This is a genomic window from Streptosporangium sp. NPDC001681, from assembly GCF_040298085.1.
In the GTDB taxonomy this organism is placed as follows: Bacteria; Actinomycetota; Actinomycetes; order Streptosporangiales; family Streptosporangiaceae; genus Streptosporangium.
On record NZ_JBEOZN010000055.1, the window covers coordinates 1 to 18,003 of the forward strand.

The following is an 18,003-nucleotide window of genomic DNA, read 5'->3' on the forward strand; positions in this document are numbered from 1 at the left end:
GGAGCGCGCCCCCTCAGCTGCCCGCGCTCATCGGGTGTTTATACGCGGGGGAGCTCCTGTGGGGGGCGCGCGGGCGCCCGACGCCCTGTCGACCGCATCCGGGGCCGGATGTTCCTCCACCGCGCCCACGAACGACCTGACGATTCCGCGGAGTGCGCTAAGAACCTAGAATCACCATTGTCGTCAGGCACAACGGCGACAGCCCCGAGTCGTCAGGATCCCCACGATGCTGAAAGCCGGTCCGTCCCAGGAGGAGATCCGCCAGCACAATCTGGGCACTCTGCTCCGGCATGTTCACCTCGGCGGCCCGGTCTCCCGCACGGTGCTGGCCGATCGGATGGGGCTGAACCGCAGCACGATCATGGCGTTGACCTCGGAGCTCACCTCGGCGGGCCTGGTCCGCGAGGAACTTCCCAAGGAGACCGGCAGGGCGGGCCGGCCGTCGCTGGTGGTCCGGCCGGAGTCCGACCGGGTGTACGTACTGGCGTTTGACGTCGCCGTGGACCGGCTGGTCGCCGCCAGGGTCGGGCTGGGCGGGAAGATCCTGAACCGCAGGGAGGCGGTCCGGGCGCGTGCCGGGGCCGACCTCGACGACGTGGTCGAGGTGCTCGCCGGGTTGGCCCGCCGGATACAGCACGAGGCGGCTCCGGACTCGATCTGCGTCGGAGTCGGCGCGGCCTACTGCGGCATGATCCGGCCCGGTGACGGGATGGTGCGTTTCGGGCCGAACATGGGCTGGGTGGACCAGGCCTTCGGTGCCGAACTCGGCCTCAGGCTGGGGCTCGGGCTGCCGGTCTCCGTGGGCAACGAGGCCCACCTGGGCGCGCTGGCCGAGCACGAACGCGGGGTGGGCATCGGCTTCGCGAACCTGGTCTACCTGCACGGGGATGTCGGCGTGGGTGGCGGGATCATCGTCGGCGGCAAGCTGCTGGACGGCGACGGCGGGTACGGCTGCGAGCTCGGGCACATGATAGTGAACCCGTACAACGGGCGGCCCTGCGGATGCGGCTCGCGAGGCTGCCTTGAGGCGGAGGTCGGCGAGCAGGCCCTGCTCGACGCCGCCGGCCGGGCCTCCGAACTGGTCGGCCACGACGGCATACGGGCCGTGGTGGACGCCGCCGGCCGCGGCGACCTCGCGGCCCAGAACGCGCTGGACCGGATCGGCGACTGGCTCGGCATCGGGGTGGCGAACCTGATCAACCTCTTCAACCCCGGATTGGTGATCTTCGGCGGGATGCTGCGTGACATCTACCGGGGCTCGGCGGACCAGGTCCATCGCCGGGTGGCGGCCAATGGGCTGGTGATCTCCCGGGAGAAGGTACAGCTCCGCACCTCGGCTCTCGGGAACGACGTCACCCTGATCGGCGCGGCCGAACTCGCCTTCTCCGAAATACTGGCCAGACCCCTGGAAGTGCTCGCCCGTACGACGTCATGACCAGGTGTTTCTCCCTGACCGTCGTACCGATCGAGCCGCTGCCCGCGACGTCCCGGGAACCAGTCGGCCCCATTTTGTAACAGACCCTTAACCACCATATGGCCCGTGTCCCGATTAACGTGGCACCCAGCGACCCACCACCGCACCTGAGCACCCGCACGCCCCCCCCCCCACCCGATCCGAGTAGAGGCTCACCCGCCCGGCGGCACCCCACCCGCTCCGGCCGCGTTTCGAAGACATCCCTCACCTCCGACATTCCACACATGTGCGGAAATACCATCGGCGCACCTGGTTGACAACCATACATTCATGGCTAAGACTAACTGAAAGTTTGCAATCAACGGTCGATAGTCGGTTATCCAAGAGCGCTCCCGAAAGAACAGGGCGGGAAGAAGCGCGCGTTTCTGACGCCAATTCGTCCGTGGCTAGAAAGGTCCTTTCAGCATGTCTTCAAGAGACTCGCAGTCCCCCGCGACCTGGAGCGCCAAGAAACGCGTTTTGACGCTTGCGTTGAGCGTCGGACTTCTGGGAAGTCTCAGCATTCCGGCGGCCACCACCACCTTCGCCGAGTCCACCGACATCGCAGCAACCGCCCAGCTGCTGGCGGCGCAGTCAGCGACGCTGCCCAGCGGCCGGACCACCTACCGGACGATCACCGACTACAACAACGAGATGCTCGCGCTGAGCAAGCAGTACCCCGACCTCGTCAAGCACATCACGCTGCCGCACAAGACCCGCCAGGGCCGCGAGGTGTACGGCATCGAGGTGACCCGCGACGTCAACGCCTCCGACGGCAAGCCCGTCCTGTTCATGATGGGAATACACCACGGGAACGAGTGGCCCTCGGGTGAGCACACCATGGAGTTCGCCTACGACCTGGTGAACAACTCCGGGAATGACCCGAAGATCAAGCGCCTGCTCGACCAGGCGCGGGTCATCTTCGTCCCGGTCGTCAACGTGGACGGATTCCTCATCAACCGGCGCACCAGCTGCGGCATCTCACCGACGTGCGCCAGCACCGGCGGGGTCGACCTCAACCGCAACTACCCCTTCGGCTGGGGCAGCAACGCGGGTTCCAACGTGACGAACCGCGGCCCGGCGCCGGGCTCCGAGCCCGAGATCCGGAACATCATGGACCTGACCACGAACAACCAGGTCACCGTCCTGATCACGAACCACACCTCCGGGCACACCCTGCTCCGTCCGCCGCTGGAGAAGCGCGCGGGCGACGCCCCCGACGAGGCCGTCTACGCCGCCCTGAGCGACGCGATGTCGGCCAAGAACGGCTATGTAGGCATGAAGTCGGGCTTCGACTACGAGACGACCGGCGAGACCCCGGACTGGTCGTACTACGCCACCCGCGGCCTCGGTTTCACGTACGAGATCATGAAGACCCAGTCGACCAACAACACCTACCCCGAGGTGATCGAGGACTACCTCGGCACCGGTCGCTACGAGGGCAAGTCGAACCGTGAGGCGTTCCTGGTGGCCCTGGAGTACGCGGCGGACCCGGCGGGGCACTCCGTGATCACGGGCAAGGCGCCGAAGGGCGCGGTTCTGACGATCACGAAGGACTTCGACCTGTGGACCGCGCCGATCCGGCAGACGAGCACTGTCCTCGACCCGCCCCAGGCGGTCCCCACCCACCTGGAGTCCAGCCTGGTCGCCCCGACCAACGGCAAGTTCACCTGGCACGTCAACCCGTCGGTGCGGCCGGTCCCGGCCTACACCGAGAACGGTGTCGTCGCCACCGGCCCGGGCAACTTCCTCCAGGAGAGCTGGACGCTCACCTGTGCCCGTCCGAACGGTGAGGTCCTTGAGACGGTGAAGGTCACCGTCGACAGGGGCGAGCAGGTCGATGTGCGGCTGCAGGAGTGCAAGACCCGCTTCAACGGCAACGGCCCGAAGCACTGAGTGCGCCCCGATAAGCCGGGCGGTCCCCTGTGGGGGCCGCCCGGCGCCGCTTTCGCCCCACACTCTTGAAGTCATGCGGCCAAAACCCGATCACCTTGCCCGCCGGGCGGTGAGAATCATCGCTGGGTCCGTCACTCCGCGGGGAAGGGAAGTTCAAGAATGGGGCACGCCAGAGAGACCGGCCAGCCGCTCGCCGTGCCGGACGCGTCGCGGATCGCCGCGAACCTGCGCGGGCTCTTCGACGACCACCGGCTCTCCCCCTCACAGCGCCGGATCGCGCGCTACCTGCTTGAGCACGCGCAGGAAGCCGTCTTCTTCACCAGTGCCGACATCGCCGAGCGCGTGGGCGTCAGCCAACCGTCGGTCACCCGTTTCGCCGCCGCGCTCGGATTCAGGGGGTTCCCCGAGTTCCGGGACGCGCTCCGCTCATCGGTGTTCGGCGGCGCACGGCCGGCACTGCCCGCGGAGAACCTCAACGAGATCCAGGAACTGGTCAACTCCGAGATCCGCGACCTTGAACGACTGCGGGACAGCCTCCGGGATCTGAGTCAGCTCCGGGAGGTGGCGGGTCAACTGGCCAGGTCGCGCCCTCTCCTCGTGATGGGACTTCGGATCTCCGCACCGCTGGCGCACCTGTTCGGCCATCTCGCGGAGAAGGTGCTCCCCGACGTACGGGTACTGGACATCGCGGGCTCGATCGCGGAGGACCGGCTGAGCCGGGCGGCGGACTCCGGAGCCGAGTGGGTGCTCGCCATCGGGTTGCCGCGCTACCCGCGCGAGCTGGAACAGGGGCTCACCTGGGCGCGTCGGGTCGGGCTGAAGATCGCCCTCATCACCGACCAGCCGGTGGGCCGGCTCACCGAGCTCGCGGACGAGGTCCTGCTCGCACCGGTGAGCTCTGATTTCGCCTTCGACTCCCACGCCGGTCCCACGGTTCTGTGCACCGCGCTGCTCCACACCATGCTGGACACCCTGTCCACCGAAGGACAGACCCGGCTGGAGTCCTTCGACGACAGCGCGACGGAACGCCAGATCTTCCTCCCCTACTGAAGGCACCGAACGGGGTCGCTCATTCACGTTCAGAGGAGATCGGCGTCGCGCACCTTCATGGCGACCTGGACACGGTTGTCGGCCCCCAGCTTGGCGAAGATCCGGGTGATGTTCGCCTTCACCGTCGCGACGCTCATGTAGAGACGTTCGGCGATCTCGGCGTTCGAGCCGCCCCGGGCCACCTCGATCGCGACCTCGCGCTCGCGTTCGGTGAGCGTGGCCAGCTCCCGTCGCGCCTCCGCGCGCCGCGGTTCGTGCCTACCGGTGGCAGCGGCGATCACCTGGTGTGTGACACTCGGCGACAGCACCGGCTCCCCCTTCGCCACGGTGCGGACCGCCTCGATCATCTTCGGTGGCGGCGTGTCCTTCAGCAGAAAGCCGTCGGCACCGAGCCGCAGGGCCCGGAGCACCATGTCGTCGGCGTCGAAGGTGGTGAGCACGAGGATCCGGGGCGGGTCCGGCCGGGCCAGCAGCAGCTCGGTGGTGGTCAGCCCGTCCTGGTTGGGCATCCGGATGTCCATCAGCACGACATCGGGCCGCAGGTCACGGATCACGCCCATGGCCTGCAGGCCGTCCCCGGCCTCGCCGACGAGCTCCAGGTCGGGCTCGCCACCGAGAATGAGACGCAGCCCGGTCCGTACCATCGGGTCGTCATCCACGATCACCAGTCGGATCACAGTGTCAAGCCTCCCATGGCAACCGGACGTCGAGGACGAAGCGTCCGTTCTGGACGGCATGGCTGATGGTGCCACCGGCCATCCGGGTCCGTTCGGCCAGGCCGACCAGCCCCAGCCTCCCGCCGGGACCGGCGGACGTCCCGCCCGGTGCCGGGTTGCTCACCCGAATTCGCAGACCGTCACCCGGCCGCCCGCCGAGCTCGGCCGTCACCCGGCTGCCCGGCGCGTGCTTGCGCGCATTGGTGAGGGCCTCCTGCACGATCCGGTACGCGTGCCGGCCGGTCTGCGTCGACAGCAGTTCCCGGTCGTCGATGGTGTCGTCCACCTCGACCTGCTGGCCGGCGGCGCGCACCTCGTCGAACAGGGCATCCAGGTGGGCCAGGTTCGGCTGCGGGGCCTCCAGGGCGCCGTCGGACCGGAGCGTGCCGAGCACGCCGCGTAGCTCGTTCAGCGACTGGTGTGCGTTCTCCTGGATGGCCAATGCGGTCTCGCGGGTCTCCTCGGCAGTGAGGTCGGTCCGGTACGCCAGGCCGCCGGCGAGCATCGACAGCAGGGAGATGCGGTGCGCCAGGACGTCATGCATCTCCTGGGCGATCTTGGCCCGTTCCGCCAGCTTGGCCTGCTCGATCCGCTGCAACTGCTCGCGCCCCGCGGCCAGTGCCGCCTCTCGCTGTGAGACGGCCAGGTCACGGCGCCCGCGCAGGTACAGGCCGAAGACGGCCAGCCCGCCGAGGATGACGGTTCCGGTCACCACGGAGACGACGGTCGCCTGGTTGACGCCGTTCCAGCTGGAGCGTGCCACCAGGCACAGCCAGGACACGACCATGACCGGGATGAACTGGCGCCACCGACGATGCGTTCCCAGGGACACGTACGCGACCTGGGCGGGGCCGGTCGCCGTGGTGGAGAAAACGGTCAGCAGAGCGGTCGCCAGCGCGGTCGGCCACGGCCGGCGACGCCGCCAGCGGATCAGGACCAGCCCGATCACGCCGAGCCCCACATCGGCCAGCGCCCATGCGAGCCGGTCACGGTCCTGGGAGACGACCACGGCCAGGATGACGCCGTAGAACAGCATCGGCAGCACGGCACACAGGTAGCGCAGCGCGATGCCCAGCTGATTCTCCGTACGGTCGTCCACAGCCCACAGCTTATGGAGCAGCGGGCCGACGCCTTAGCGACCTGGGTCGATATCCAGGTGGCCACAGGTCGAGAACCGGGGAGAGGGATCTGGCCCCGCGTCCGGTGGCCCTCGACCTGGGTTCGATGGCCTGTGGCCGCACATCCGGTGGACTGGATCCGTGATCGAATTCAGCCACGTCAGCAAGGTCTACAGAGGTGTCAAGGCACTCGACGACGTGTCCTTCACCGTCGGAGCAGGGAGCATCACCGGCTTTCTCGGGCCCAACGGCGCCGGAAAGTCGACGGCCATGCGCATCCTGGTCGGGCTCTCCCGCGCCACCTCGGGCTCGGCCACCGTGCTGGGCCGGCCGTACACCGAGCTGGACTGCCCGGGTTCCCAGGTCGGCACGCTGCTCGACGCCGGCGCCCAGCATCCCGGCCGCACCGGGCGGGAGATCCTGACCCTGGGCGCGATGACGCTCGGCCTGCCGAGGTCGCGGGTCGACGAGGTCCTCGACCTGGTCGGGCTGACCGGCCGGGAGAGCCGGCGGACCGCCGGCGGCTACTCGCTCGGCATGAGGCAGCGTCTCGGCATCGGTCACGCGCTCCTCGGCCGGCCCAGGGTGCTCATCCTGGACGAGCCCGCCAACGGTCTCGACCCCCAGGGCATCCAGTGGATGCGTGGGCTGCTCCGTGGCCTCTCCGGCTCGGGTTGCTCAGTGCTGCTCAGCTCGCACCTGCTGCATGAGGTGGAGCAGGTCGCCGACCACATCGTGATGATCGGCCGCGGCCGCGTCCTCGCCCAGGGCACCGTCGGCGAGCTCAGCCGGGGCCGGAGCCTCGAACAGACCTTCCTCGAACTGACCGCGAACGCCGACCGGAGCCCCGAATGACCTCCTCCCAGAAAGACTCGATGAACGGCACCAGGACGGACGACACCAGGGGTGCCGGCTCGAAGAGCACGGACGTCCATCGGCCCCGGACACCGATTCCGTTCCGCCGGCTGCTGTCGGTCGAGACCCGCAAGCTCTTCGACACCCGCAGCAGCAAGATCATGACCGTGGGCCTGGCCACCCTGGTGATCGCGTCCATCATCGGTCGCGGCGTCGTCTCCGGTCCGGAGTTGCACACCTTGATCGGCACCGCCGGAATCGGACTCGGGACCCTGCTCCCCGTGCTCGGCATCCTTACGGTGACCGGCGAATGGAGCCACCGCACCGCCCTGACCACCTTCGTGCTCGAACCCCGGCGCCGGCGGGTGCTGGCCGCCAAGTGCCTGCCGCCGTTGATCACGGCCGTGGCCGCCTCCCTGTTCGCGATGCTGGTCGCGGTGCCGGTGACGGCCGTCAGCGCCGGTGTTCAGAACGTCCCGGCCGACTGGGAGGTCGCGCCCCTCGCCCTGCTCGGCTGGACCGGGACGAACGTCCTCGTGGTCGCGATGGGGCTCGCCGTGGGCATGCTGCTGCTGAACGCACCGGCCGCGATCGTGATCTGCCTGTCGACCCCGATCCTGTGGGCCCTGGTCGGCAGGCTCGGTGCCGTCGGCGAGGTCCTGGCCGAGTGGTTCGACCTGAACACCACCGTCACTCCCCTGATGGCCGGCGACATGACCGGTGGCGACGCCGCTCGGCTGGCCGTGTCGACGATCTTCTGGATCGTCATCCCGATGACGGCCGGCGCGGTGCGCGTGATCCGCAGGGAGGTGAACTGACCCCGTCCGGGTAGACGGTGTACGGGCCCCGGCCCGGCCCTCCTTCGCCCCCACCGGCTTCCGAGGTCGGCGGACCCGGACGCTCGTGCACCATGTTCAACCGTCGATACCCGCACCTCGACACACGTGCCTACAACGTGGCCGCGATTCGCTCGACGCCCGGCCCGGACAGGCCCGCGAGTCCGGCGGCTCGTCCGGTCGCCAGCAGGAGCAGGTCGGCCGCCGGCCCTCGAACCTCGTCCGGCCCCTCGCCCGCCGACCAGTCCAGGTCGGTGGCGACCGGCCGCGTGCCGCGGAAGCGCTTGCGGGCGCCGTAGAAGAAACTGCGCCAGACGTGGTCGAGCGCCGCGACCGTCCGCTCCGCGGGCATCTCCCGCACCCGCCCGAGCGGTCGCGCGATGTCCTGCCCGTGCACCAGCGCGTCGGTGAGCGGGTCCAACGGGGCGGAGCCCGGCGCGCGACGAGGCGAGCCCGCCGTCTCGCGGAACTGCGCGATGAGCTCCGCGGGCCCGAACCGGGCCGCCCGTTCCCGTGCCAGGTCGGCCTCCATCCGCTCCCAGTCGCCGCGTGCCCGGATCATGCCCTTGATCGTGCCGAGGAGCGTGGTGCGCGTGGACAGCGTCAGGTGCGCGGCCACGTCGTGCACGGTCCAGCCGGAGCAGAGGGAGGCTGCCTTCCACTCGTGATCGTCGAGGTCATCGAGGAAGTCGGCGAGGCTGAGCCGTTCGGCCTTCACCCAGGCGAGGATCTCGTCACGGTCCATGTCCAACTCTCCTTGTTCTCCAACCGTCAGGTGTCGGCCGGACCTGCCGTCGTGACCGCGCTCAGCCTGCCCCGCAGGTGGGCACGTTCGGGTTCGGTGCCGGCCAGGTCGAGCGCCTCCCGGTAGGCCGCCGCGGCCTCTGGGAATCGGCCGAGCCGGCACAGCAGATCCGCCCGGGCCGCCGGATAGGGGTGGTAGCCGCGCAGTCGCGGCTCGGCTGCCAACTCGTCGAGCAGCGCCAGGCCCGTCTCCGGCCCGTCGCGCATCGCCACCGCCGCGGCCCGGTTCAGCGCGACGACCGGGGACGGCGCGAGAGCGAACAGCACGTCGTAGAGCGCCACGATCTGCGGCCAGTCGGTGGTCACGACGTCCGCGGCCTCGTCGTGCAGAGCGGCGATCGCGGCCTGAACCCCGTACAGGCCGGGTGGACCACCGGTCAGCGCGACGAGTACCAGGCCGCGGCCCTCCTCGATCATCACGCGGTCCCAGCGGCCGCGGTCCTGGTCATCGAGCAGCACGAGCTCGCCGCCCGGACCGCTCCGGGCATCGCGTCGCGCATGGACCAGCAGCATCAGCCCGAGCAGTCCGGCGACCTCCCGCTCGGCGGGCAGCAACCGGTGCAGGATCCGCGCCAGCCTGATGGCCTCCTCAGCGAGGTCGAGCCGCTGCAGATCCGAGCCCGAGCTGGCCGCGTACCCCTCGGTGAAGATCGAATAGATGACCTGGAGCACCCCCGGCAGGCGCTCCGGCAATTCGTCGGCGCCGGGCACCCGGAACGGGATGCGGGCCTCGCGGATCTTCTTCTTCGCCCGCACGATCCGCTGGGCCATCGTCGCGGGCGGGACGAGAAAGGCCCGTGCGACCTCGGACGTCGTCAGGTCGGCCAGGCAGCGCAGGGTCAGGGCCACGCGATCGTCGGCGGGAAGGGCCGGATGGGCACAGGTGAAGAACAATTGCAGCCGCTCGTCAGGAAGATCGCTGTTCGCGTCCGCGGATGGGGCGGGGTCCGCCCGATCCGCCTCCACCTGCAGGATGGCGAGCCGGGCGGCGTAGGCCTGGTCCCGCCGCAGCCGGTCGACGGCCCGGCGCCGGGCCGTCGTCAGCAACCAGGCCCCGGGCCTGGCCGGAACGCCCTCGACCGGCCAGTGCACCAGCGCCGCCTCGACGGCCTCGGAGGCGACCTCCTCGGCGAGGTCGAGATCACCGAAGCGGCGGACCAGGGAGGCGAGCAGTCGGCCGTGTTCCTCACGGAACATCGACTCCACGGACGACCTGGCACCGGCGGCTCGCTCGTCCATCGGGGTCAGACCTCGAACTCGGCGACCGGCCGCACCACGACCGATCCGCCGTCGCGCGATCCGGGGCAGCGGGCGGCCCAGTCGAGCGCGACGTCGAGGTTCGGTACGTCGATGATGTCGTAGCCGCCGAGGATCTCGCGGGTCTCGGCGAACGGCCCGTCCGTGGTCACGGTCCGCTCACCTGCCGGGCCGACCCGGACCGTCGTGGCGGTGGTCAGATCCTTCAGCGCGTGCCCGGTGACCCAGATTCCCGCCTCTTTCAGTGCCTTGTCATAGAGCGCCCACTCCTCGAAGTCGCACTGGTCAGCCCCGTCGGTCGTCGCGGCACCGTAGATCAGCAACATGTACTTCATGATCCGGCTCTCTCTATGTCCTCGCGCGGCGGGTTGCCGTACAACATGACAACGAATGGGACAAGGTCAGATCGACACACCTCCCGAAGTTTTCTGGCACCTTCCGCCCCGGCTCTCCAGGGCAGCGCCGCCGCCGTTCGCAGAACTCCTCTCACCACCGGGATGTTCCGAGAGACGCCCCTGACCTGGGCAAACGATCTACCTGGCGACTCGGCGCGCGAACCCGAACCGTCCGTCAACGATAGGACAACGCAGAGTTACGAATCCAGGGCGGCAGGCCCCGGACGGCGCATTGCAGTTAGCGGGTATGCCGGGACTGCCGTTGGCACCGGGCCCAAATGGATGCTGCCAGCGCAGACAACGGGCGGCGGGCGCGGCATCGTAGAAAGCGAAAGCAGCTCACTGGACCGGAACGCCGGCGATGACCGTCAAGCCGGAGCCGGTGTCCTTCGAAAACTCTCCTGCGATCGTCAAGGATCGAGGTAACGGTCATGTGTCAGCACAAGCCTCCGTGCCCGCCCGCGAACGCCCCTGATCACGACGCGGCCCGTCTCGTGTCGTTCCATCCGGAACAGGGATGGGGGCTGCTCTGCAACGGCGTGGTGCTGTTCGAGGACAGCGGCGAGCTTCTGCCCGACGGGCGCAGCATCCCCGCTCACCGGGATTCCTATGCGCAGGCGGCCTGAACTCGCGTGCCGCCGGTGTCCGGCGGCGCCCGGCCGGTCGGCTCCCCCGGCCCTGCCGGGGAACGGCTGCCCGGGGGGATGGCACCGGCTACGACGGCTCCTTCGTGGACTCGGCGAGCCCGTGGCCCGAGCCGTCCGCGCGACGCGCATCCAGCGGGCCTCATGGACGCTGTCGCCCGACATCTCGTCAACGCCCATGGCGCGGCATCTCGTCCGCGCCCAGCTCACCGACTGGGGATACGACGGGGAGAGCGACATCGCCGAACTGCTCGTCAGCGAGCTGGTCACCAATGCCCTGCTCCACGGACGGGGAGTACCGGTCATCACCCTTTCCTTCCGGGAAGGCACGCTGCGCTGCGAGGTCGAGGACGAGAATCCGGCCCTGCTCCAGGTGCGCGAGGAACCCGACAACGACGAGAACGGCCGCGGATTGCTCCTCGTCGACATGCTGTCCCGTTCCTGGGGCACCGACCGCACGCGCGCGGGAAGGCCCGGAAAGGCCGTCTGGTTCGAGTTGCCCGCCCATCCGGCGTACCAGGCTTCTTGACCGGCCGATACCGTGCCCCGTCCGGCCTTCGCCAGGTAGGAGCGGGTCTGACCCGGGAAGCCTCCTGTCACCTTTCAGGAACTGTTTGCACTGTTATATTCAAAAGCAAACAGTTGGAGGTTGAGCCATGTTCATCCCCATCCCCTCCGTGTCCCTTTACCAGCCCGATCACGCCGCGCCAGGCAGGGTCCGCCGCCTGATCCTGACGGCCGCCGGCCCGCTACTCCTGCTGATCGTGCCCATGGCCCTGGTCACCCTGTACGGGGAGCGCCTTCCCGACCGCGTCTACCTCCAGAACTGGGCCATCGACACCGGCCACGAACCCACCTGGCAGGGTTGGGTCTCACAACCCCTCTGGGGGGCGATGGTGTGGCTCGAAGCGCTGCTCATCGTCTCGTTCCTGCGCCACTGGCGCCTACCTCAGGTCCAGCGGGCCCTGGTGGCCGGGAGCTTCCTCATCGGCGTGGCCGCTCCGGTGTCCGGCGCGCTGTGGCTGCTGATGCTGGTCGACGCCCCGGGTCCCGTGGCCCGGCCCGCCTGGCTCCTGATGGTGGAGATCGCCGCCGCCGCGGGGGCGCTCGCCCTGGGCTGGGCGGCGGCGGGTCCGCTGCCGCCGGCGCCCGAGACCACCGCCGCACCGCCGCCGCATGCGCCCACCATGACGCTCGGCCCGTGGCAGCGTGCCATGTTCGTGACCTCCGCCTGGTCGGCACGGAGGCTGCTGGTCGCCGCGGTACTGGCCGCGGTCACCGCATGGACCGTGTCCGAGGGCTCCGGTGCATGGCAGGGCACGACGGTGCTGGCGCTGTGGACGGTCTTTGAAATGGCACAGGCGCGTACCCGTCTGCAGATCGACGGCTCGGGAGTCACGGTGAGGGTCCCCTGGCTACCCGCCCTACGCCGGACGGTGCCGTACCCGAGGATACGATTCGCTGAGGCCAGGAGCGAGGCTCCCGACGGGCGGTACAAGCTGGACGACAGTGATGCGGGCTGGGGTGTCGTCGGCGGGAAGGGGCCGGTGCTCGTCCTGTCGTTGAGTGACGGCCGGCGGTTCGTCTACTCCACGCGCGAAGCGGAGACGGCGGCCGCGCTGGTCAACGGATGGCTGAGCAGGCAACGACAGGGGGAGACGGCGTAGTGCTGATCACAGTTGACCCCTCATCGGCACAGTCGCTCGCCGACCAGGTGGCGGCCTCCGTACGCGCCGCGCTGGCCAATGGCACGGCGGCCCCCGGAGACCGGCTCCCTTCGGCGCGCAACGTGGCCACCACCCTCGGCATCAACCTGCACACCGTGCTACGGGGCTACCAGCAGTTGCGCGACGAGGGACTGGTGGAACTACGTCGTGGCCGAGCGGCTGTCATCACCGACACGGCCGACCGGTTCCGCCTCCGACTCGCCGCGGCGGCCGAGGAGTTCGCCAGGGTCGCTCTGCACACCGGAGCCTCCGAAGAGGAAGCACTCGTCGCAGCCCGGAAGGCGTTGCACGCCATGCGAGCCTGAGTGGCAGCCTCCTGCCCCGACACCCCGCAACCGCGGCATGGTCGCCGACGACGTCCTCCCCGCATGACGAGTTCCAGAGTTCAACCGGCAGCTATCTACCGGTCAGATCCGCGGCAATCTTCGTCGGGCACGCTCGAACACGTGACTCACATCCTGAAAGCCGCACTGTCGGCCGGCACAGTTGCCGCCGCCCTGCTCGCCGCCTCCCCCGCGGCGGCCTTTCCCGCCGTTGAGCATCGGGGCGATCCCGCAGTCGTGACGACGGACAACGAGACGCCTGCCCTTTATGACGACGAAGAGGGGGGCAACGCCTCCGGTGACGACCCCGCGATCTGGGTCCACCCGAAGGACTCCCACAAGTCGATCGTGATCGTGACCGCCAAGGAGGGGGGCCTGCGCGTCTACGACATGAAATCCCGGGAGCTCCAGTCACTGGCCGCGACCGAGGCCCCGCGGGCCGACACGGCCAAGGGCCGGTACAACAACGTCGACATCGCCTACGACATCACGCTCGCCGGCCGCGTGGTCGACGTCGCGGTCGTCTCGGACCGCTACAACGACCAGCTCCGGTTCTTCGTCATCGACCCGGCCGGCGCCGCGGCGCGTACGCCGCTGACCGAGGTCACCGCGGCTGATCAGCGGTTCCTGTTCAACCCTGACCGTGAAGCCGTCGACGAGGAGCACACGGCGTACGGACTCGCCGTCTGGCAGCCGAAGCGCGGTGAGGCGTATGCCGTCGTCACCCAGGAAGGTGCCACGACCCTCGCGACCGCGCGCATCGTCGAGATCGACGGCAAGCTCGGCTACACGAGCGTCAAGAAACTGACGATGCCGAGCACCTTCAAGCTGCCGGACGGTTCGACCTGGTCCCCGTGTGCGGAGCCGGGCGTACTGCCGCAGTTCGAGGGTGTCGCGGTGGACCAGAAGTCGGGCGTTCTCTATGCCGCGCAGGAGGATGTCGGCCTGTGGCGGCTGCGGCTGCCGCTCGGCTCGGGCGGGCAGCCGACGCTCATCGACAAGGTCACCGACTTCGGCATCCACGACGCCTACGACAAGGAGTCCGAGGAGTGCCGGCCGATCGATCCGAAGGCCAAGGGGTTCGGCGGCAACCGGCTCACGGCTGACGCCGAGGGCGTCGACATCTACTACGGCCCGGGATCGACCGGATACGTCATCGTGTCGAGCCAGGGAGACGACACGTTCGCGGTCTACGACCGGCAGGGCAGGAACGCTCCGCTGGGCGGTTTCCGGGTCAAGGGCGCCAGGGGAGCCGACGACGTCAACGGCTCCGACGGGCTTGCCGTGACGAACCGTCCCGTCGGTGACTACCGCCAGGGCCTGCTGGTCACGCACGACGAGCCCGAGACCGGGCCCGACGTCGACGACGAACGCGACGCCACGAACTTCTCCTATGTCTCGTGGGGTGAGATCGCCGACGCTCTGTCGCTCAAGGTGACCACGAAGGCCGGAAACGACCCGCGGTTCCGCTGAGGCGGACCGCCGCAGACCGATCGCGTGAATCAGGGACGCCCTCGGCTGACAAAGATCTCAATCGGAACGCCTCGGGGCATGGTCCCCAAGGCGTTTCCGTTTTCCGCTCGGCCGATCCCCGGTAGCCCCCGGAATCCCCGCGGCACCTCAACGCAACCGTTCGGCCCGCGCACTCGAAGACAAGGTCAGGAAGAACCCGACTCGGCTCGCAACACGCCAAGTTCCCCGTTCATGGCGTCGAGAAAGGCTGCCACGGTGCGCAACTCCTCCGGGCTGAAACGCCGCAGGGCGTTGTCCGTGCCACGGCCGAGCGGGCCGAAGAAGGCCGCGGCGATTTCCTTCGCCGCGTCGAGGTAGTGCAGGTGGACCACGCGCCGGTCGTGCACGTCGCGAACCCGGCGGATGTGCCCGGCCCGCTCCAGCCGGTCGAGGCACGCGGTGACGGCACCCGACGTGAGGTTCAACTCCTCCCGCAGCCGACCTGGAGTGATCGGCGACGGAGCGTCAAAGATCTTCATGAGGGCCTGGACATCTGTGGTGTGCAGCCCCTGCTCGTGGGCGAACTCATGGGCGATGCGGTTGAACTCGGCGGTCATCCGGCGCAGTCGTACCGCGAAGGACTGCAGGTCGATGCCTACCTCGCTATCGCCGTTCATGCCGTCATGCTACATTAACTCAACAGTCAAGTATCTCAATGCTAGAGTTACATGGCATCACGGAAAGGTGATCTCATGGCGCGGCAACCGATCCGCTGGCTTGTTCCGGCACTGCTGGTGCTGGTCTGGCTGGCCGTCGGCGGAGGGCTGGGGCCGTTCGCCGGCAAGCTCACCGAGGTGTCCACCAACGACCAGGCCGCGTTCCTGCCACAGAGTGCGGAGTCGACGCGCGTACTGGAAGTGCAGGAGAGGTTCCGCCAGGGTGAGACGCAGCCACTCATCGTGGTGTGGACCGCGGACGGGAAGGACATCGCTCCCGAGCAGAGCGCCGCGGCGACCCGGACGCTCGCCTCGCTGCGCGGCACGGCGGGCGTCGTCGGGACGCCCACGCCCGCCATCGGATCGGACGACGGCCAGGCCCTGCGGGGCGTGGTCCAGCTCAGCCCCGACCTCGAGGGCTCGCTCGGGGAGACCCTGGACCGGATCGGCTCGGCGGTGGCGGTCGACGGCCTTCGGGCTCAGCTCGCGGGACCGGCGGCCACCCGGGCCGACCTGTCCGGCGCTTTCGCCGGGATCGACGGCCTGCTTCTCGGGGTGGCGCTGATCACCGTGTTGATCATTCTGCTGGCGGTGTACCGAAGCCTGCTGTTGCCGCTCGTCATCATCACCGGCGCGGTCTTCGCACTGGGCCTGGCATGCGCCGTGGTCTACCTCCTGGCCGACCGCGGCATCGTCCGGGTCGACGGCCAGGTGCAGGGCATCCTGTTCATCCTGGTCATCGGCGCGGCCACCGACTACGCGTTGCTGCTGACCGCCCGCTTCCAGGAGGAACTGGCCACGACCGGCGACCGCTTCGCCGCAGGCCGCGTCGCGCTGCGGCGCTCGTTCGAGCCGATCGTCGCCAGTGCCGCCACGGTGGCCCTGGCTCTGCTCGCGCTGCTGCTCAGCAACCTGACCAACAACCGCGCACTCGGCCCGGTGGGCGCCATCGGCATCGTGTGCGCCGCCCTCAGCGCGCTCACCTTCCTGCCTGCGGCCCTCGTCCTGCTGGGTCGCGCCGCCCTGTGGCCGGCGAAGCCGCGTCCGGCAGGCGCCGAGGCCCGCGGGATCTGGGGCCGGGTGGCCACCCTGGTCGACCGCCATCCGCGCCGCCTCTGGATCGCCACCATCCTGCCTCTCATCGGCCTCGCCCTCTTCGCGCCGCAACTGAACGCCAGAGGTGTGCCGCTGGACGAGACCTTCGTGAACGACGCGCCGTCGGTGGCGGCACAGGCGACACTGAGTGAGCACTTCCCCGGAGGCTCGGGGCAGCCCGCGGTCATCGTCGTCCCCGCCGGGCGTGCCGCGGCCGTGGAGAAGACGGCCCGCGGCGTCGAGGGCGTGTCCGGCACCGCGGCGGTGACCCGGAGCGGACGACCGGGCGACACCCCCAAGATCGTCGATGGACTCGTGCTGGTGGAGGCGACGTTGAACGACGCGCCGGACGGCGACGCCGCCCAGGACACGGTCAAGCGCCTGCGTGCCGCGCTCACCGCCGAGAACGGTGTCATGATCGGCGGGTACAGCGCCCAGCGATACGACACGACGGAGACCGCGAAGAACGACACGCTGCTCATCGTCCCGGTCGTCCTGACGATCATCCTGCTCATCCTGATCGTCCTGCTGCGCTCGCTGGTGACGCCCGTACTCCTGGTGGTCACCGTGGCGCTGAACTTCCTGGCCACCCTCGGCGTCTCCGCGCTGGTCTTCACGCATGTGTTCGGATTCACCGGCAGTGACGCGTCCGTACCGCTGTACGGCTTCGTCTTCCTGGTCGCGCTGGGGGTGGACTACAACATCTTCCTCATGTCCAGGGTGCGCGAGGAAACCGCGCACCGCGGGGCGCGAGAGGGTGTGCTGCGCGGGCTGGTCACCACCGGCGGGGTGATCACCTCGGCGGGCGTCGTGCTCGCCGCCACCTTCGCCGCACTGGTGGTGATCCCCCTGGCCTTCCTCGTCCAGACAGCCTTCATCGTCGCCTTCGGCGTCCTGCTCGACACCCTGGTGGTGCGGTCTCTGCTGGTCCCGGCACTGGTACGGGATCTGGACACGCGGGCTTGGTGGCCCAGCCGTCTGGGCCGTGCCGGGGTAGGGCAGACCTCCAGGGAACTGACCGGGGCGTCAAGGTGATATCCGGCCCAGGCGGTGGAGGAAGCCGGACGCCCGCCCACGGCACAGCCCTCAGCAGGGCTGTGCCGTGAGCGGGGTGGTCGACCGGTGGTGACGTGCGAGCCACCGGCCCGGCGCCGTGGCGGCCGGTCAGGACCGGTCGATGTACCAGTTACCGCATACGCTGCCGAGCGCGATGCGCGCGCACGCCCGGACCGCGTAGTGCCGCTGCTGGCTGGTGTTCCAGTTCATGACAAGGCTGCTTTCGGAACTGGAGAACGGACCGCATTGCTTCCAGCCACCGTTCGCGTTCACCTGCTCGGTGGTGGGGTACATGGGCAGGCTGCTGGGCATCCCTTGCAGGCTACGGTCGATCCAGACCTGTTCCCCCGATTGGCGAGGTGAGAGCCGGGCGTAGCTGTAGTTGAAGGCGCCGCCGTTCCACAGTTGAAGGAAGCGTCCGCCTGCCACATAGACGTCGGCACCGCCGACGACCTGGTAGTAGTCGGGAATCCCGGACTGATCGCACTCGGATGGGGTGGCGCTCGCGGCGGAGATCGGACCGGCGACCGTGAACGCCGCTCCGACGACCACGGCAAGAAGAGCCCTCCTGAACCGCTTCGAGGTCGTCGCGTTCGTGCTTGTCATGGCT

General features: G+C 69.2%; 18 protein-coding genes. 11 read left to right on the forward strand and 7 right to left on the reverse strand.

The window, feature by feature from the left end; translation table 11 throughout:
- The first annotated feature begins 226 nt into the window (after positions 1 to 226).
- The 3 genes from ABT130_RS24185 to ABT130_RS24195 all read left to right on the forward strand — a co-directional run bounded on the left by ABT130_RS24185 (position 227) and on the right by ABT130_RS24195 (position 4,399).
- Positions 227 to 1,435: an ROK family transcriptional regulator gene (locus tag ABT130_RS24185; protein WP_350958788.1), complete on the forward strand. Its 1,209-nt coding sequence runs from the start codon at positions 227 to 229 to the stop codon at positions 1,433 to 1,435.
- Between the two features lie 510 nt (positions 1,436 to 1,945).
- Positions 1,946 to 3,349, forward strand: a complete 1,404-nt coding sequence (locus tag ABT130_RS24190) for a M14 family zinc carboxypeptidase (RefSeq protein WP_350958791.1) — start codon at positions 1,946 to 1,948, stop codon at positions 3,347 to 3,349.
- A gap of 159 nt (positions 3,350 to 3,508) precedes the next feature.
- Positions 3,509 to 4,399: a MurR/RpiR family transcriptional regulator gene (locus ABT130_RS24195; RefSeq protein WP_350958793.1), complete on the forward strand. Its 891-nt coding sequence runs from the start codon at positions 3,509 to 3,511 to the stop codon at positions 4,397 to 4,399.
- Positions 4,400 to 4,428: 29 nt separating this feature from the next.
- Here ABT130_RS24195 and ABT130_RS24200 read toward each other — a convergent pair whose 3' ends face one another.
- Positions 4,429 to 5,076, reverse strand: coding sequence for a response regulator (locus tag ABT130_RS24200; protein ID WP_350958796.1), 648 nt, complete (start codon positions 5,074 to 5,076; stop codon positions 4,429 to 4,431).
- Between the two features lie 4 nt (positions 5,077 to 5,080).
- Positions 5,081 to 6,214 (reverse strand): sensor histidine kinase, encoded by a 1,134-nt coding sequence (locus tag ABT130_RS24205; protein ID WP_350958798.1) that lies wholly within the window; start codon positions 6,212 to 6,214, stop codon positions 5,081 to 5,083.
- A gap of 160 nt (positions 6,215 to 6,374) precedes the next feature.
- On the opposite strand from ABT130_RS24205, the gene ABT130_RS24210 reads away from it, so the two are divergent.
- Both ABT130_RS24210 and ABT130_RS24215 read left to right on the forward strand, forming a co-directional pair.
- Positions 6,375 to 7,088 carry an ABC transporter ATP-binding protein gene (locus ABT130_RS24210; RefSeq protein WP_350958801.1) on the forward strand — a complete coding sequence of 238 codons (714 nt, stop codon included), beginning with the start codon at positions 6,375 to 6,377 and terminating at the stop codon, positions 7,086 to 7,088.
- Positions 7,085 to 7,906: a hypothetical protein gene (locus tag ABT130_RS24215; RefSeq protein ID WP_350958803.1), complete on the forward strand. Its 822-nt coding sequence runs from the start codon at positions 7,085 to 7,087 to the stop codon at positions 7,904 to 7,906. Before ABT130_RS24210 ends, ABT130_RS24215 begins: the two co-directional genes overlap by 4 nt.
- Positions 7,907 to 8,036: 130 nt before the next feature.
- Here ABT130_RS24215 and ABT130_RS24220 read toward each other — a convergent pair whose 3' ends face one another.
- The 3 genes from ABT130_RS24220 to ABT130_RS24230 are packed head-to-tail and all read right to left on the reverse strand — an operon-like array spanning position 8,037 to position 10,311.
- The gene (locus ABT130_RS24220) at positions 8,037 to 8,669 is read right to left on the reverse strand and encodes a maleylpyruvate isomerase family mycothiol-dependent enzyme (protein ID WP_350927787.1); all 633 of its coding nucleotides are present in this window, start codon (positions 8,667 to 8,669) and stop codon (positions 8,037 to 8,039) included.
- Positions 8,670 to 8,695: 26 nt separating this feature from the next.
- The gene (locus ABT130_RS24225) at positions 8,696 to 9,967 is read right to left on the reverse strand and encodes an RNA polymerase sigma factor (protein ID WP_350958806.1); all 1,272 of its coding nucleotides are present in this window, start codon (positions 9,965 to 9,967) and stop codon (positions 8,696 to 8,698) included.
- A 5-nt stretch (positions 9,968 to 9,972) separates the two neighbouring features.
- Positions 9,973 to 10,311, reverse strand: a complete 339-nt coding sequence (locus ABT130_RS24230; RefSeq protein WP_350958808.1) for a YciI family protein — start codon at positions 10,309 to 10,311, stop codon at positions 9,973 to 9,975.
- Positions 10,312 to 10,811: 500 nt separating this feature from the next.
- Between ABT130_RS24230 and ABT130_RS24235 the strand changes: the two genes are divergently transcribed.
- From ABT130_RS24235 to ABT130_RS24255, 5 genes are all read left to right on the forward strand, one after another.
- Positions 10,812 to 11,006: a DUF5999 family protein gene (locus tag ABT130_RS24235; protein ID WP_350927781.1), complete on the forward strand. Its 195-nt coding sequence runs from the start codon at positions 10,812 to 10,814 to the stop codon at positions 11,004 to 11,006.
- Positions 11,007 to 11,127: 121 nt separating this feature from the next.
- Positions 11,128 to 11,553, forward strand: a complete 426-nt coding sequence (locus tag ABT130_RS24240; RefSeq protein WP_350958809.1) for an ATP-binding protein — start codon at positions 11,128 to 11,130, stop codon at positions 11,551 to 11,553.
- Between the two features lie 127 nt (positions 11,554 to 11,680).
- Positions 11,681 to 12,691: a hypothetical protein gene (locus ABT130_RS24245; protein WP_350958812.1), complete on the forward strand. Its 1,011-nt coding sequence runs from the start codon at positions 11,681 to 11,683 to the stop codon at positions 12,689 to 12,691.
- Entirely contained in the window at positions 12,691 to 13,056 is a 366-nt protein-coding gene (locus tag ABT130_RS24250) for a GntR family transcriptional regulator (RefSeq protein ID WP_350927775.1), read from the forward strand. The genes ABT130_RS24245 and ABT130_RS24250 overlap by 1 nt, the downstream gene beginning before the upstream one ends.
- A 141-nt stretch (positions 13,057 to 13,197) precedes the next feature.
- Positions 13,198 to 14,547 carry a phytase gene (locus ABT130_RS24255; protein WP_350958815.1) on the forward strand — a complete coding sequence of 450 codons (1,350 nt, stop codon included), beginning with the start codon at positions 13,198 to 13,200 and terminating at the stop codon, positions 14,545 to 14,547.
- 185 nt (positions 14,548 to 14,732) lie between these two features.
- Here ABT130_RS24255 and ABT130_RS24260 read toward each other — a convergent pair whose 3' ends face one another.
- Positions 14,733 to 15,203: a MarR family winged helix-turn-helix transcriptional regulator gene (locus ABT130_RS24260; RefSeq protein WP_350927771.1), complete on the reverse strand. Its 471-nt coding sequence runs from the start codon at positions 15,201 to 15,203 to the stop codon at positions 14,733 to 14,735.
- A gap of 75 nt (positions 15,204 to 15,278) precedes the next feature.
- Between ABT130_RS24260 and ABT130_RS24265 the strand changes: the two genes are divergently transcribed.
- Positions 15,279 to 17,372 carry an MMPL family transporter gene (locus ABT130_RS24265; protein ID WP_350958818.1) on the forward strand — a complete coding sequence of 698 codons (2,094 nt, stop codon included), beginning with the start codon at positions 15,279 to 15,281 and terminating at the stop codon, positions 17,370 to 17,372.
- A 129-nt stretch (positions 17,373 to 17,501) separates the two neighbouring features.
- Here the strand turns inward: ABT130_RS24265 and ABT130_RS24270 are convergent, their stop codons facing one another.
- Positions 17,502 to 17,999 (reverse strand): hypothetical protein, encoded by a 498-nt coding sequence (locus tag ABT130_RS24270; protein ID WP_350958821.1) that lies wholly within the window; start codon positions 17,997 to 17,999, stop codon positions 17,502 to 17,504.
- Between the last annotated feature and the right edge of the window lie 4 nt (positions 18,000 to 18,003).

What these genes read in the sequence shown, in the direction of transcription:
- ABT130_RS24245 (WP_350958812.1), top strand. Translation starts at nt 11,681, where the DNA reads ATGTTCATCCCCATCCCCTCCGTGTCCCTTTACCAGCCCGATCACGCC.
- ABT130_RS24270 (WP_350958821.1), bottom strand. Translation starts at nt 17,999, where the DNA reads ATGACAAGCACGAACGCGACGACCTCGAAGCGGTTCAGGAGGGCTCTT.
- ABT130_RS24215 (WP_350958803.1), top strand. Translation starts at nt 7,085, where the DNA reads ATGACCTCCTCCCAGAAAGACTCGATGAACGGCACCAGGACGGACGAC.
- ABT130_RS24260 (WP_350927771.1), bottom strand. Translation starts at nt 15,203, where the DNA reads ATGAACGGCGATAGCGAGGTAGGCATCGACCTGCAGTCCTTCGCGGTA.
- ABT130_RS24235 (WP_350927781.1), top strand. Translation starts at nt 10,812, where the DNA reads ATGTGTCAGCACAAGCCTCCGTGCCCGCCCGCGAACGCCCCTGATCAC.
- ABT130_RS24265 (WP_350958818.1), top strand. Translation starts at nt 15,279, where the DNA reads ATGGCGCGGCAACCGATCCGCTGGCTTGTTCCGGCACTGCTGGTGCTG.
- ABT130_RS24220 (WP_350927787.1), bottom strand. Translation starts at nt 8,669, where the DNA reads ATGGACCGTGACGAGATCCTCGCCTGGGTGAAGGCCGAACGGCTCAGC.
- ABT130_RS24230 (WP_350958808.1), bottom strand. Translation starts at nt 10,311, where the DNA reads ATGTTGCTGATCTACGGTGCCGCGACGACCGACGGGGCTGACCAGTGC.
- ABT130_RS24195 (WP_350958793.1), top strand. Translation starts at nt 3,509, where the DNA reads ATGGGGCACGCCAGAGAGACCGGCCAGCCGCTCGCCGTGCCGGACGCG.
- ABT130_RS24225 (WP_350958806.1), bottom strand. Translation starts at nt 9,967, where the DNA reads ATGGACGAGCGAGCCGCCGGTGCCAGGTCGTCCGTGGAGTCGATGTTC.
- ABT130_RS24185 (WP_350958788.1), top strand. Translation starts at nt 227, where the DNA reads ATGCTGAAAGCCGGTCCGTCCCAGGAGGAGATCCGCCAGCACAATCTG.